Annotated in this window: 14 protein-coding genes; 6 read left to right on the top strand and 8 right to left on the bottom strand. The window is 65.1% G+C overall.

Going from position 1 to position 14,030, the window contains the following annotated elements:
- Window positions 1–161: 161 nt before the first annotated feature.
- A complete protein-coding gene (gene aceA / locus JYK05_RS05255) occupies window positions 162–1,469 on the top strand; it encodes an isocitrate lyase (protein ID WP_175940102.1) in 1,308 nt (435 codons plus the stop codon).
- Between the two features lie 90 nt (window positions 1,470–1,559).
- Here the strand turns inward: aceA and JYK05_RS05250 are convergent, their stop codons facing one another.
- Window positions 1,560–1,994, bottom strand: a complete 435-nt coding sequence (locus tag JYK05_RS05250; protein WP_175940101.1) for a universal stress protein — start codon at window positions 1,992–1,994, stop codon at window positions 1,560–1,562.
- A gap of 102 nt (window positions 1,995–2,096) precedes the next feature.
- Complete coding sequence (locus JYK05_RS05245) at window positions 2,097–3,011, bottom strand: LysR family transcriptional regulator (protein ID WP_206468008.1); 915 nt, start codon at window positions 3,009–3,011, stop codon at window positions 2,097–2,099.
- A 139-nt stretch (window positions 3,012–3,150) separates the two neighbouring features.
- On the opposite strand from JYK05_RS05245, the gene JYK05_RS05240 reads away from it, so the two are divergent.
- The 3 genes from JYK05_RS05240 to JYK05_RS05230 all read left to right on the top strand — a co-directional run bounded on the left by JYK05_RS05240 (window position 3,151) and on the right by JYK05_RS05230 (window position 6,038).
- Window positions 3,151–3,960: a haloacid dehalogenase type II gene (locus JYK05_RS05240; protein WP_206468007.1), complete on the top strand. Its 810-nt coding sequence runs from the start codon at window positions 3,151–3,153 to the stop codon at window positions 3,958–3,960.
- A 42-nt stretch (window positions 3,961–4,002) separates the two neighbouring features.
- A complete protein-coding gene (aceB, locus tag JYK05_RS05235; protein WP_206468006.1) occupies window positions 4,003–5,613 on the top strand; it encodes a malate synthase A in 1,611 nt (536 codons plus the stop codon).
- A gap of 164 nt (window positions 5,614–5,777) precedes the next feature.
- Window positions 5,778–6,038, top strand: a complete 261-nt coding sequence (locus JYK05_RS05230) for a DNA-binding protein (protein ID WP_175940097.1) — start codon at window positions 5,778–5,780, stop codon at window positions 6,036–6,038.
- A gap of 6 nt (window positions 6,039–6,044) precedes the next feature.
- Here the strand turns inward: JYK05_RS05230 and JYK05_RS05225 are convergent, their stop codons facing one another.
- Window positions 6,045–6,335, bottom strand: coding sequence for a putative quinol monooxygenase (locus JYK05_RS05225; RefSeq protein ID WP_175940096.1), 291 nt, complete (start codon window positions 6,333–6,335; stop codon window positions 6,045–6,047).
- Window positions 6,336–6,813: 478 nt separating this feature from the next.
- Window positions 6,814–8,016, bottom strand: coding sequence for an outer membrane protein assembly factor BamC (bamC, locus tag JYK05_RS05220; RefSeq protein ID WP_206468005.1), 1,203 nt, complete (start codon window positions 8,014–8,016; stop codon window positions 6,814–6,816).
- Window positions 8,017–8,411: 395 nt separating this feature from the next.
- Between bamC and JYK05_RS05215 the strand changes: the two genes are divergently transcribed.
- Together JYK05_RS05215 and JYK05_RS05210 are read left to right on the top strand one after the other, a co-directional pair.
- Complete coding sequence (locus tag JYK05_RS05215; RefSeq protein WP_206468004.1) at window positions 8,412–8,870, top strand: DUF2844 domain-containing protein; 459 nt, start codon at window positions 8,412–8,414, stop codon at window positions 8,868–8,870.
- Window positions 8,871–8,887: 17 nt separating this feature from the next.
- A complete protein-coding gene (locus JYK05_RS05210; protein WP_206468003.1) occupies window positions 8,888–10,201 on the top strand; it encodes a DUF3443 domain-containing protein in 1,314 nt (437 codons plus the stop codon).
- A 55-nt stretch (window positions 10,202–10,256) separates the two neighbouring features.
- Here JYK05_RS05210 and pcaC read toward each other — a convergent pair whose 3' ends face one another.
- The 4 genes from pcaC to pcaF are packed head-to-tail and all read right to left on the bottom strand — an operon-like array spanning window position 10,257 to window position 14,029.
- Window positions 10,257–10,649: a 4-carboxymuconolactone decarboxylase gene (gene pcaC / locus JYK05_RS05205; RefSeq protein WP_175940092.1), complete on the bottom strand. Its 393-nt coding sequence runs from the start codon at window positions 10,647–10,649 to the stop codon at window positions 10,257–10,259.
- Complete coding sequence (gene pcaD / locus JYK05_RS05200; protein WP_206468002.1) at window positions 10,646–11,440, bottom strand: 3-oxoadipate enol-lactonase; 795 nt, start codon at window positions 11,438–11,440, stop codon at window positions 10,646–10,648. Before pcaD ends, pcaC begins: the two co-directional genes overlap by 4 nt.
- Before the next feature lie 4 nt (window positions 11,441–11,444).
- A complete protein-coding gene (locus JYK05_RS05195) occupies window positions 11,445–12,821 on the bottom strand; it encodes a 3-carboxy-cis,cis-muconate cycloisomerase (protein ID WP_206468001.1) in 1,377 nt (458 codons plus the stop codon).
- A gap of 5 nt (window positions 12,822–12,826) precedes the next feature.
- A complete protein-coding gene (gene pcaF, locus JYK05_RS05190) occupies window positions 12,827–14,029 on the bottom strand; it encodes a 3-oxoadipyl-CoA thiolase (protein ID WP_175940089.1) in 1,203 nt (400 codons plus the stop codon).
- Between the last annotated feature and the right edge of the window lies 1 nt (window position 14,030).

Raw genomic sequence — 14,030 nt, 5'->3', positions numbered from 1 at the left:
ACATTTTAATCAACCAAAACTCCTTGCGACGGCTTTTTATCGACCATCGACCGGCCTACACTCTTATATAAGAGTTGAGCAAAACCCAGCAGCACTTGCTCAAACGCGATCAAGCATCGACCACGGTTTCGTCGTACAGCCCAATCTCAAGGAGAAACGCCATGACGTCACGTCAACAACAAGCCCAGCAACTCCATCAGCAGTGGGAAACCGATCCGCGCTGGAAAGGCATCAAGCGCGGCTACTCGGCCGAGGACGTCGTGCGCCTGCGCGGCTCGGTGCCGGTCGAGCACACGCTCGCGCGACGCGGCGCCGAGAAGCTGTGGTCGCTGATTCAGGAAGAGCCGTTCGTCAATGCGCTCGGCGCGCTGACCGGCAATCAGGCGATGCAGCAGGTCAAGGCGGGCCTCAAGGCCATCTACCTGTCCGGCTGGCAAGTGGCCGGCGACGCCAACATCGCGGGCGAAATGTATCCGGACCAGTCGCTGTATCCGGCCAATTCGGTGCCGCTCGTCGTGAAGCGCATCAACAACACGTTCACGCGCGCCGATCAGATCCAGTGGTCCGAAGGCAAGAACCCGGGCGATGAAGGCTATATCGACTACTTCGCGCCGATCGTGGCGGACGCGGAAGCCGGCTTCGGCGGCGTGCTCAACGCGTTCGAACTGATGAAGGCGATGATCGAAGCCGGCGCGGCGGGCGTTCACTTCGAAGACCAGCTCGCCTCCGTGAAGAAGTGCGGCCACATGGGCGGCAAGGTGCTCGTGCCGACGCGCGAGAACGTCGCGAAACTCGTCGCCGCGCGTCTCGCCGCGGACGTCTGCGGCACGCCGACGCTGCTCGTCGCGCGCACCGACGCGGAAGCCGCCGATCTCGTGACCTCCGACATCGACGAAAACGACAAGCCGTTCCTGACCGGCGAGCGCACCGTGGAAGGCTTCTATCGCACGCGGCCGGGTCTCGAACAGGCCGTGTCGCGCGGTCTCGCGTACGCGCCGTACGCCGATCTCGTCTGGTGCGAAACGGGCAAGCCGGACCTCGAATACGCGAAGAAATTCGCCGAGGCCATCCACAAGCAGTTCCCCGGCAAGCTGCTGTCGTACAACTGCTCGCCGTCGTTCAACTGGAAGAAGAACCTCGACGACGCGACCATCGCCAAGTTCCAGCGCGAATTGGGCGCGATGGGCTACAAGTTCCAGTTCATCACGCTCGCGGGCTTCCACGCGCTGAACTACTCGATGTTCAACCTCGCGCACGGCTATGCGCGCACGCAGATGAGCGCGTTCGTCGAATTGCAGCAGGCCGAGTTCGCCGCCGCCGACAAGGGCTTCACGGCGGTCAAGCATCAGCGCGAAGTGGGCACGGGCTACTTCGATGCAGTCACGCAGACGGTCGAGCGCGAAGCATCGACGACCGCGCTGCACGGATCGACCGAAGACGAGCAGTTCTTCGACAAGAAAGTCGCGTAAAGCATTGCCCGAGGGCAGGCTGAATCAGGGAGAGCGGTAAAGAAAGCGGCGGCCGGGGCGCGCGTGGCAGGCGCGTCGGCCGCCGCGACATCAGCGGTACACGATGACCGGAATGCGCGTGTGCGTCAGCACGCGCTGCGTTTCGCTGCCGATAAGCAGGCTTCCGAGCCCGCGACGACCGTGCGACGCCATCAGAATGACGTCGCAGCCGTTCTGCTCCGCCGCGTCGATGATGCCGATGTACGGCGCCGCCTCGATGCTCGTCACGCTGTCGCACGGCACGCCCGCCTGTTCGGCCGCGCGCTCGACGGCCCGCAGATGCTCGCGCGCCTCGCGTTCGGCGCGGGCGTGGAAGTCGTCGGGCGGCTCGACGGCGACATCCGCGAACGGCGAGTACGGATACTGCGGCAGACACGCATAAGCGGTGATCCGCGCGCCGACGGACTGCGCGAGGTCGATGGCGCCGTCTATGGCTTTCTGCGACAGCTCGGAGCCGTCGGTCGGTACCAGGATGTGCTTGAACATGGCGTCCTCCTTCGAACGGCGGGGCACGCTCTCATTGTAGTCAGGCGGCCGCGCGGCGATGCAGTCGAGATAACGATAAATAGGAATCCGTAGCGAGTCTCGTTACGAAACGAGAGCCTCCCAGTATCCCGGAGCGGCATAGGTATGCTTGAGCAGATCGAGAAAGAGCCGCACGCGCAAGGGCAAGTGCCGGCGCTGCGGGAACACGGCGTGAATGCCGATGGGCGGCGCGGCGAAATCGTCGAGCACGCTGACGAGTCTTCCCGCGCCGATATCCGCGCCCACTTCCCACCACGATCGCCACGCGAGGCCGCGCCCCTCGAGACACCATTCGTGCAGCACGGCGCCGTCCGAGCATTCCATCGTGCCGGACACCTTGATCGTCACGACCTTGCCGTCCTGCTGAAACACCCAGCCGCGCTGCTGATTGGCGGACGCGCCGAGCGCGAGGCAGTTGTGATCGGCGAGCGCGCTCAGCGTGGCGGGCTTGCCGCGCTTTTGCAGATACTCGGGCGACGCCACGCAAACGCGCCGGTTTTCGCCGAGCTTGAGCGACACGAGCGACGAATCCGGCAACTCGCCGAGCCGTACCGCGCAATCGAAACCTTCGTTGACGAGATCGACCATGCGGTCCGTCAGGTCGAGGCTCACGGAGACGTCCGGGTGCAGCGTCGTGAAAGCCGCGACGAGCGGCGCGACGTGGCGCCTGCCGAAGCCCGCGGGCGCCGACACGCGCACGTGCCCGCTCGCCTTCACGCCGCCCGCCGACACGCTCGCCTCCGCGTTCTGCATGTCGTTGATGATGCGCTGACAGTCCTCGAGAAACGCGGAGCCTTCGAACGTCAGCGTGATCTTGCGCGTCGTGCGCACAAGCAGCTTCACGCCGAGACGTTCCTCCAGCGCATCCAGCCTTCTGCCGATGACCGCCGGCGCGATGCCTTCCGCCTGCGCCGCCGCCGAAAGACTGCCTTTCGCCGCGACGGAGGCGAACGTCTCTATCTGCTTGAACCGATCCATGCGCTTTGCTCGTCAATGTCGGGATTTGGCGCAAAGATTAGGTATGAAAAAGTAAAAGATCAAGTGATCCCGCCGGCCTTTTTCCACCTGATCGATCACCAATAGAATCGACCCCGACCTCTTTCTGGAGCGCACGGCTATGTCGGCCACAACGACACACGCATCGTCCACACCCTCGCCTGTTCTTCCCCGCGCAGTCATCTTCGACGCTTACGGTACGCTCTTCGACGTCCACTCGGTCGTCGCTGCCGCCGAGCAGCTTTTTCCCGGCAACGGCCAGGCGCTGTCTGAGCTTTGGCGGCAGAAGCAGATCGAATATACGCAGCTACGCAGCCTCGCCGATCCTTCCGGCAGCCATTACGCGCCGTTCTGGGACATCACCATCGACGCGCTGCGATACGCAGCCGCGCGCCTCGGCCTGACAGACGCGCTCACGGCCGCCGCCGAGAAGCGCCTGATGGACGAATACGCCTGCCTCTCCGCCTTTCCGGACACGCTGCCCGCGCTGAAAACGCTGCGCGAACGCCACGGTCTACCGCTCGCGATTCTGTCGAACGGCAATCCGCCGATGCTCGACGTTGCCGTCAAAAGCGCCGGCATGACGGGCTTCTTCGATCACGTGTTGTCGGTCGAGCCCGTGCGCGCATTCAAGCCGGCCGCCGCTGCCTATGAACTCGGCCTTCAGGCGTTCGGCGCGGCGGCGCGCGAGATCGTGTTCGTCTCGTCCAACGGATGGGATATCGCGGGCGCGACGTGGTTCGGCTACACCACGTTCTGGCTGGATCGCGCGAGCTTGCCGGTCGAGGAACTCGGCGTCGCGCCACGCGGGATGGGGCGCGACATGAACGACCTCGTCGCGTTCATCGAAGGGGGTTGCGTGCAGCAGCCGATTCCCCTCGCCGCCGATCGCGCGGGCGCGCGAAAGCGCTCGTCATCGCCAAAACAGTAGAACCCAAAAGCAAAACCGTCTGACCGACCAAGGAGAAAACACATGACGCACCCTTCGAACCCGCTCGCGTTGCCGGAAGGCATGGCCATTTCGGCTGAGATCAAGCCCGGCTTCGAAGCCATTCTGACGCCCGAGGCGCTCGCGTTCGTCGCGATGCTGCATCGCCGGTTCGAGCCGCGTCGTCAGGAACTGCTCGCCGCGCGCGTGGAGCGCACCCAGCGCCTCGACGCGGGCGAGCGCCCCGGCTTTCTCGAAGAAACGAAAGCGATCCGCGAAGGCGAGTGGACCGTCGCGCCGCTGCCGAAGGACCTGCAGTGCCGGCGCGTCGAAATCACCGGCCCGGTCGAGCGCAAGATGATCATCAACGCGCTCAACTCCGGCGCGGATTCCTACATGACCGACTTCGAGGATTCGAACGCGCCCGTGTGGGAGAACCAGATCGTCGGCCAGATCAATCTCAAAGAAGCCGTGCGCCGGACGATCTCGCTCGAGCAGAACGGCAAGTCGTACACGCTCAACGACAAGATCGCGACGCTGATCGTGCGTCCGCGCGGCTGGCATCTCGACGAAAAGCACGTGACCGTCGACGGCCAGCGCGTGTCGGGCGGCATCTTCGACTTCGCGCTATATCTCTTCCATAACGCGAAGGAACTGATCGCTCGCGGCAGCGGCCCGTACTTCTATCTGCCGAAGATGGAAAGCCATCTCGAAGCGCGTCTGTGGAACGATATCTTCATCGCGGCGCAGGAAGGCGTCGGCATTCCGCGCGGCACGATTCGCGCGACCGTGCTCGTGGAGACGATTCTCGCCGCATTCGAGATGGACGAGATTCTCTATGAGCTGCGCGAACATAGCTCCGGCCTGAACGCCGGCCGCTGGGACTACATCTTCTCGGCGATCAAGAAGTTCAAGAACGATCCCGACTTTTGCCTCGCGGATCGTTCACAGATCACGATGACGGTGCCGTTCATGCGCGCCTACGCGCTCGAATTGCTGAAGACGTGCCACAAGCGCAACGCGCCCGCCATCGGCGGCATGTCCGCACTCATTCCGATCAAGAACGACCCCGCCGCGAACGACAAGGCAATGGGCGGCGTGCGCTCCGACAAGGCGCGCGACGCCACCGACGGCTACGACGGCGGCTGGGTCGCGCATCCGGGGCTCGTGCCGGTCGCGATGGAAGAGTTCGTCAAGGTGCTCGGCGACAAGCCGAACCAGATCGACAAGCAGCGCCCCGACGTGCAAGTGACCGCGCACGATCTGCTCGATTTCCGCCCGGAAGCGCCGATCACCGAAGCGGGCCTGCGCAACAACGTGAACGTCGGCATCCATTACCTCGGATCGTGGCTCGCCGGCAATGGCTGCGTGCCGATTCACAACCTGATGGAAGACGCGGCCACGGCGGAGATTTCGCGCTCGCAAGTCTGGCAGTGGATTCGTTCGCGGAAGGGCAAGCTCGAAGACGGCCGCAAGGTCACGGCCGCGATGGTGCGCGAGATCATCATCGACGAACTGGAGAAGGTGAAGCAAAGCGTCGGCGGCGCGGGCAGCGATACGAAGCCGTATGAACGCGCCGCGAAGATCTTCGAAACGATGTCGACCTCGGAGCAGTTCACCGAATTTCTGACGCTGCCGCTGTACGAAGAAATCTGAAACGCGCGTCGTTGATTGCCGCATGAAAAACGGCCCGCGGGTTCACGCCCGCGGGCCGTTCGCACATGCGGGGCGCGTCACGGGGAACGCATGGCGTGTGCTACATTGCGCATCGTCTTTTTCAACGATTCAACCGTGGAGCGCACTCGCGTGCGAACGACAGCATGAGCAATATTCAACTCGATATCGAATGGACGGAAGCGGCATCGCGCAAGATCGAGAAACTGATGCCGCGCAACGCCAACAAGGACGCGTTTCTGGCGCTGCCGCCGGTCGAATGTCTGCCGATGGAAGGCGACGTGCTGTTTCTCGGGCCGGCAGGCAAGCAGCAGCCGTTTATCGTGGCGGAGCGTCAGTATCACCATGACGGCGAAGCGGACTGGACCATCATCCTGATCCTCGACATCCCGCACGAAACGCACTGATGCCGCTTAAAGCAGCTTGCTCGCGACGTGCACATCGCCCTGTTCGCACAGTTCGGGCGCCTTCGCCCTGAACGCCTGGATGTGCGCGGTCTGGCCGTGGTCCGCGAGCGCAGCTTCGCTTTCCCAACGTTCGACGAAGATAAAGCGGCGCGGCTCCTTGATGTCGCGGTGCAGATCGTACTGAAGCGCGCCGCGTTCCTGGCGCGTCGGCGCGACGTTGGCTTCCAGCACTTGCCGCAACTCTTCTTCCCTGCCCGGCTTGGCCACGAAAATGGCGACGACGGCGACTTCTGACATACGCTTTTTCTCCTATCTTCAATAAACGATTGAAAGCGAAGCATAAACGCGCGGCACAAATCGCGCCGAAAACGATTTAAACGCGCAAAGAAAAAACCCGCGTTCCGGGTGGAACGCGGGCAAAAGCCGTCGCCCTACGAGGATAGGCGACGGGGCCATCGGGACTCGCTGCCGCGAGCCGTTATCGGGTATTGTCTGCGAGTAACTTGCTGCTCTGAATCGAGCGGCGGCGCGTCAATCACGCCATGGACGCAATGTACTGTCCCCCGAGAATTTTTTATAAGCTATTGCGCACATTGAACGGTGAAAAGAATCCTCTGCGCAATATAAGCATGCTCTTCGCATGCAATTCGTCTGGCGGCGCACTTTGCATTCGGCGCGAGAAGCACGTTATTCGCGTCCACGCGGGCAAAAAAAACCGCCTCGTGAAGAGGCGGTTCTCATAGCACTGAGCGATTAGTGCGGTTCAGACGCTGCGTCAGCTGATCTGATCGGCGAGCAATGCCATGATCTGCCGCGCTTGCGGAGACGAATCCACCTGGCCCTTGTCATCGACGATCGCGACGCGCGTTTCGCCTTCGGTAATGGCGCGCACGTTGACCTGATACTGCTTCACGGCGATTTCCTTGCGGCCGTGGAAAACCTGACTCCAGAAGCCTTGCTCGCGCGCCGACTTGTCGTTCGGGTCCGCATAACGCACGAAGTAGACGCCGCGCGCCCGATCCCGATCGTCCACCGTGAAGTTCGCCCGGTCGAGCGCGATGCCCACGCGCAGCCACGCGCGGTCGTACGCTTCGGGCAAGGTCAGTTGCGCCGAGTCGGCTTGCGGCACGGTCTCGTTGCGAATCGGGCTATTGCCGGCGTTCGCGACGTTCTGCGCGGCCGTGGCGGCCGCCTTGCTGTCGCCGCCCTTCGCGGGCTGCGCGTTCGCGGACGCTGTGGTGTCCGCTGCGCCCGCGACACCCGCCGCCTGACGCGAATCAGCGACGGCAAGCGACGACATCAGCCGCTTCAGATATTCGCTTTCGAGCGCCGGGTCGTTCGGACGCGCCTGCCACTGGCTCGTGTCGTTATTCACGCCGGTCAGCGCCTCGCGCATGCCCTTCTGGCTGATGAACACGTACGTGCCGCCGTTCGATCCCGCTTCCAGACGCGTGCGGTACTTGTTGCGCTCGGCGGTCACATAGGAGTTGCCGGTGGCCTTCGCGAGCGTGTCGCGAATGAGGCCGTCCGAAATCTGCGGGTGGGTTTCGTTCCAGTCGGTTTCCATCACGCCCTTGTCGCGCGAATCCACGACGAGCAGGAAGCCCTGCTCCTGCCAGAAGCGGCGAATTTGCGGCCAGACCTGATCGGGCGATTTGTTGTCGATGACGAGCCAGCGTTCCGCGCCGTCGCGCTGGATATGCATGCCGGAAACCGGCGGCACCACGGTCGGCGCGCTCGGCGCGACTTTCTGAACCTGCTGGAGATCCGAGAGCGACGCCTGGCCGCCTTGCGGCGGCAACGAACGCTGGTCGACCGCTTCGTCGAGAAGGTTCGGCGGAACGGCGAGCGACGATTGCTTCGAGCGTTGGTCGCTCTTGTAGTTGATCGCGGTGGGCGATGAGGTGCCGCAACCCGCCACGATTCCGGCCACCGCGAAAAGCGCAGCCATCCGCTTGGTTACACGAAAATCTGTCATGTCTGGAAAGTCCTTCCGCTACGCCACGGGGTCGTCCGTGGATCAACCCAGCATTTTACCGGTCCGGCGCAACGCCGTGCAAAAAGAGGGGTAAGCGCCTCGCGCAGCAAGCTCGACGGGCAGTCAGACCGCGGACCGCCGTCCGTCATCCGGCCCGCCGAGATCGCATCGGGCGCCATCAGCATTCGACCGCTCCCCACACATTTGACAATTTATGACATCCCCGCAAATCGTCAATGGGCAGCGCCGGCTCTGCGCAAGGTCTTGTTTTTTCGGATTTATCTGTCTCATTCTTCAGTTTCCGAGTAAGCCGCGTCCGGTATCGCCCTGCTCCGCATTCATCTTAAAATTCGATCCCAAAAATAGGACTGCTCCTAAAACGATCGGAGAGAACGATGCGGAACTTAAGACATCCTCAGTACCTTGCTGCGACCCTGTGTTTCTCGCTCGGCGTCAGCACGCTGTGCCATGCGCAGCTCGGCGCGACCAAACGCGCGTCGGATGCTTCGGACGGCGCGGTCGTCCACCGGGCGCAGAGCGGGCTCGTGACCTACCGCGAGACGACCGATTCGCACAGGATCGTCGTGCGCGAATACATCGATGCGGCCGGCACCGTGTACGCCGTGTCGTGGCGCGGACCGGCGATGCCGAACGTCGAGGCGCTGCTCGGCGCTTACTTCTCGCGCTTTCGGGACGGCGCGAGCGCAACGGCGGGCGATGCCGGACTGCACACGGCGCGCGTGTCGGACGCGGATCTGACGGTCGAGAATCGGACGCGATTGCGCGAATTCAGCGGGCGCGCATGGCTCGCGAGCGCGTTGCCCCCGGGCGTATCGGCAGCCGATATTCAATAAAGCGCGAGAGACCAGCCATGACCATCCGCACGCTTTGCCGGTTGCCCGTGATCGCCGTCTGCCTGCTGCTTCATGCATGCGGCGGCGGTGGCTCGGGGAGCACGGCCGCCTCGCCCGCCACGCCCGCGCCGACGGCCGCAAGCACGCCCGCGCCGGCCAGCACGCCGGTTGCCGCGAGCGCGCCGCCCGCCGCGAGCGCACCGAGCGCCGCGAGCAACGTCGTCGTTCAGTCGACGACGCCCAACGTGCAGCCGATCCAGGTGACGCGCATTCCCACCGGCACGCGCAACATGCTGCAAACGAGCGTCACGCTCTGCGTGCCCGGCACGAACACGTGCCAGACCATCGACAACATTCAGGTGGATACCGGCTCGCAAGGCTTGCGCGTGCTCGCGTCCGCGCTCGATCCGTCAATTGCGTTGCCTCTGGTGGCGGGTAAGGCGGGCAGCGCGGGCAGCGCGGGCAATTCGGCGGTCGCGGAATGCGCGGTGTTCGGCTCCGGCTACACGTGGGGCGCGGTCCGCCAGGCCGATGTGCGGCTCGCCGGTCAAGTGGCGAGCGCGGTCTCCGTTCAGCTGATCGCGGATTCGGCCGTCCCCTCCGCCGCCACGGATTGCGGCCAGTCCGGTCTGCCGATGCTCACTGCGTCGAACCTGCGCGGCAACGGCATTCTGGGCGTCGGGCCGTTCACGGCCGATTGCGGCGGCGGTTGCGCTGCATCTGCGATGCCGCGCTGGTACTACGACTGCACGTCGAGCGCGTGTTCCGCGACCACGGTCGCCGTCGCGCAGCAAGTGACGAATCCGGTCGCGCGCTTCGCCACGGACAACAACGGCGTGCTGATCGAATTGCCGGCCGTGCCGCCCGAAGGCGCGTCCGCGGTCGCGGGGACGATGACCTTCGGCATCGGATCGCAGGCGAATAATCTGTTGGGCTCGGCGACGGTGCTGAAGTCCAACTCGATCACAGGCTACGTCTCGACGAACTTCGGCGGCAACGACTACGGTTCGAGCTTCATCGACAGCGGATCGAACGGCCTCTTCTTTCCGTCGACCACGCTCGCGTCGTGCGGCGTCTGGTACTGCCCAGCCACGACGCAAACGCTCAACGCCACGCTCAGTTCCGCGACCGGCGCGTCGGCCGGCGTGTCGTTTTCCGTCGCCAAAGCGACGACGCTTCTATCGAGCGGCAACAACGCATTCAGCAATCTGGCCGGGCCCGCGAGCGGCTTCTTCGACTGGGGCCTGCCTTTCTTCTACGGCCGGCGCGTGTTCACCGCACTCGAAGGCCGCCCGACGCCAGCGGGCAACGGCCCGTACTACGCGTTCTAAAAGCGCAAAAGCCGTCTCCGGCATCGCGGAGACGGCTTTTTCGAAGGTGACCCGGTTACTGCCCGCCCGACCGCGCTTCCTCCTCGAAAATCTTCTGCGCGAGGTGGAACGCCGAGTTCGCCGCAGGCACGCCGCAATAGACCGCGGTCTGCATCAGCACTTCCTTGATCTCGTCCTGCGTCACGCCGTTGTTTTTCGCGGCGCGCAGGTGCAGCGCGAGTTCTTCGCTGCGGTTGAGCGCCACCATCATCGCGATGGTGATGAGACTGCGCGTGTGGCGCGGCAAGCCTTCGCGGGTCCAGATCTCGCCCCACGCATAACGCGTGATGAAGTTCTGGAATTCGGTCGTGAGGTCCGTGCGGTTGGCAAGCGACCGGTCCACGTGCGCGTCGGACAGCACCGCGCGGCGCACCTTCATGCCGGCTTCGTAGCGTTCGTCGTCCGTCATTGCTGTTCTCCGAAGAAGTCGAGCACGGCGTGCGTATAGGCGTCGTGCTTCTCGATGTTCGACAGATGCGCGGCATCCAGTTCGACGTAGCGCGATCCGCCGATGACGCCCGCGAGTTCGCGGCCCTGCTCGGCCGTCGTCGACATGTCGTGCGTGCCCGCGATCACGAGCACCGGCAGCGCGATGGTCTTCGCTTCTTCGCGAAGGTCCGCGTCGCGGATCGCCTCGCAGTTGGAGGCGTAGCCGTCGCCCGAGGTGTGGCGGAACACATCGCGGATATTCGCGAGCACGAGCCGCTCCCGCTCGATAAACGGCGCCGTGAACCAGCGCGCGATGACGCTATCGGTGAGCGCGGCCATGCCGCCCGTCTCGCGCGCTTTCGCGGCGCGCGGCGTCCAGACGGCGTCCGAGCCGATCTTCGCGGCCGTGTTGGACAGCACGACGCGCGAGAACCGCTCGGGATGACGCGCGGCGAGGCCGATGCCGGTCAGGCCGCCCATCGACAGTCCGCAGTAATTCGCGCGCTCGATGCCGAGATGATCCATCAGCGCGACGACGTCGCCGATCAGCTGATCGACGGTGTACGGGCCGGGCGGCACATCCGAATGGCCGTGACCGCGCGTGTCGTAGCGCAGCACGCGGTAGTGTTTCGCGAACGCCTCGACCTGCGGGGTCCACATCGACACGTCCGCGCCGAGCGAATTCGAGAGCACAAGCCACGGCGCGTCGTTGCCGGCGGTGGCGTCGATCCGGTAGTGAATCCGGGTTTGATTGATAGCGGCGAAAGGCATGCTGTTATTGCTCCGTATCTTGATCTTGATACTGGCGATGCTGCGCGAGCGCGGCATCGACGAACGCCTGAGCCTGACCGACGTAGTTCGCCGGATCGAGGAGTTCCTTCAGGCGCTCTCGCGAGAGATGCGCGCTGACCGTTTCGTTCGCGGCGAGCACGTCGAAGAGCGACTGACCGCTCGCGACCGCCGCCTTCGACGCGCCTTCGACGAGCTTGTGCGCGTCGAGCCGGCCGATGGCGTCGCCGAGCGCGAGCATCACGGCTTCGCCGAGCACCAGGCCGTTCGTCGCGTTCAGATTCGCCGCGAGCCGCCCGACGTTCACTTCCAGGCCCGGCACGATGTCTTTCACGTTGGCGAGCGCGCCCGCCGTCAGCCGCGCGAGGTCCGGCAACGCTTCCCACTCGGCTTGCCAGCCGCCGAGCGCGCGCTCGTGTTCCTGCACCATGCCCGCGAAGATCGTCGCGACGAGATTCGGGGCGCGCGTGGCCGCCGTGAGCACGGCCGCGCAGCCGACCGGGTTGCGCTTGTGCGGCATCGTCGACGAGCCGCCCTTGCCCGCCGCCGACGGCTCGGCCACTTCGCCGAGCTCCGTCTGCATCATGAGCGAAATGTCCCGCGCGATCTTGCCGAGCGTGCCCGTCAGCATGCCGAAGAACGACGCCGCTTCCGCGATGCGATCGCGCTGCGTATGCCAAGGCAGCGCGGGAAGCGCGAGGCGCAGGTCGTCGGCGAGCGCGTGCGCCGTCGGCAGCGCCTTGTCGCGCAGGCTCGCGAGCGTGCCCGCCGCGCCGCCGAACTGGAGCGCGAGCGCGCGTGCGCGCACATCGGCGAGACGCGCGCGATGACGCGTCACCGCGTCCAGCCATTGCGCGAACTTCAGGCCGAGCGTGATCGGCAGCGCTTGCTGCAGCCAGGTGCGGCCGATCATCGGCGTCGCGCGATGCTTGTCCGCCTGATCCGCAAGCGCGTGTGCGAGCGCTTGCAGATCAGCGTCGATGAGATCGAGCGCCGCGCGCAATTGCAGCACGACGCCCGTGTCGATGATGTCCTGGCTCGTCGCGCCCCAATGCACGTACTTCGCGGCTTCGGCGTCGCGCGCCTTGACGACGGCGGTCAGTTGCTTGACGAGCGGAATCGCGAGATTGCCGCCCGCCGCCGCGCCCGACATGAGCGCGGCCGCGTCGATGTTGGCGGCGTCGCACGCGGCGACGATCGCATCTACGGCGCTCGCGGGAATCACGCCCGCTTTGGCCGACGCGCGCGCGAGCGCCGCTTCGACATCGAGCATGGCCTGCACGGTGGCGCGCGGCGACCAGACCGCGTTGGCCGCTTCGCTGCCGCAGATGAGGTCGGTCAGGCGTCCGGTGGTTTCGAACATGCTCGTCAGACGCGTTCGATGACCATCGCGATGCCCTGCCCCACGCCGATGCACATGGTGCACAGCGCGAAGCGGCCGCCGGTGCGTTCCAGCTGATACGTCGCCGCCGTGACGAGCCGCGCGCCGCTCGCGCCGAGCGGATGGCCGAGCGCGATCGCGCCGCCATTCGGATTGACGCGCGGATCGTCGTCGCCGACGCCGAGCATGCGCAACACCGCGAGCCCTTGCGAGGCGAACGCTTCGTTCAGCTCGATCACGTCCATCTGATCGATGGTCATGCCAAGACGCGCCAACAGCTTTTGCGACGCCGGGCCGGGACCGATGCCCATCACGCGCGGCGGCACGCCTGCGGTCGCCATGCCGAGAATGCGCGCGCGCGGCGTCAGGCCGTGGCGCTTCGCGCTGTCTTCGTCGGCGATCAGAAGCGCGCACGCGCCGTCGTTCACGCCCGATGCGTTGCCCGCCGTCACGCTGCCGTCCGGGCGCACGACGCCCTTGAGCTTCGCCAGCGCTTCGAGGCTCGTTTCGCGCGGATGCTCGTCGCGATCGACGACGATGGCATCGCCCTTTTTCTGCGGGATCGTGACCGGCGTGATTTCCTGCGCGAGCGAGCCGTCCTTCTGCGCGCGCGCCGCCTTCTGCTGGCTGCGCAGCGCGAACGCGTCCTGATCTTCGCGGCTCACCTTGTAGTCGTCCGCGACGTTCTCGGCGGTTTCGGGCATCGAGTCGACGCCGTACTGCTTCTTCATCAGCGGATTGACGAAACGCCAGCCGATGGTCGTATCGTAGATATCGGCCTGACGCGAGAACGCGCTCGTCGCCTTGCCCATGACGAACGGCGCGCGACTCATGCTTTCGACGCCGCCCGCGACGAGCAACCCCGCCTCGCCCGATTTGATGGCGCGCGCCGCGATGCCGATGGCGTCCATGCCCGAACCGCAGAGCCGATTCACCGTGGAACCCGGCACGCCGACCGGCAAGCCCGCGAGCAGCGCGGACATGCGCGCGACGTTGCGGTTGTCTTCGCCCGCCTGATTCGCGCAACCGTAGATGACTTCCTCGACCGCTTCCCAGTCCACTTCCTTGTTGCGCTCCATCAGCGCGCGCAGCGGCACGGCGCCCAGATCGTCCGCGCGCACCGATGACAGCGAGCCGGCGTAGCGGCCGAACGGCGTGCGGATCGCGTCACATACGAATGCATCTTTCATC

The sequence above is a fragment of the Caballeronia sp. M1242 genome, from assembly GCF_017220215.1.
Lineage (GTDB): Bacteria > Pseudomonadota > Gammaproteobacteria > Burkholderiales > Burkholderiaceae > Caballeronia.
This window is presented reverse-complemented; position numbering and strand designations above follow the sequence as displayed.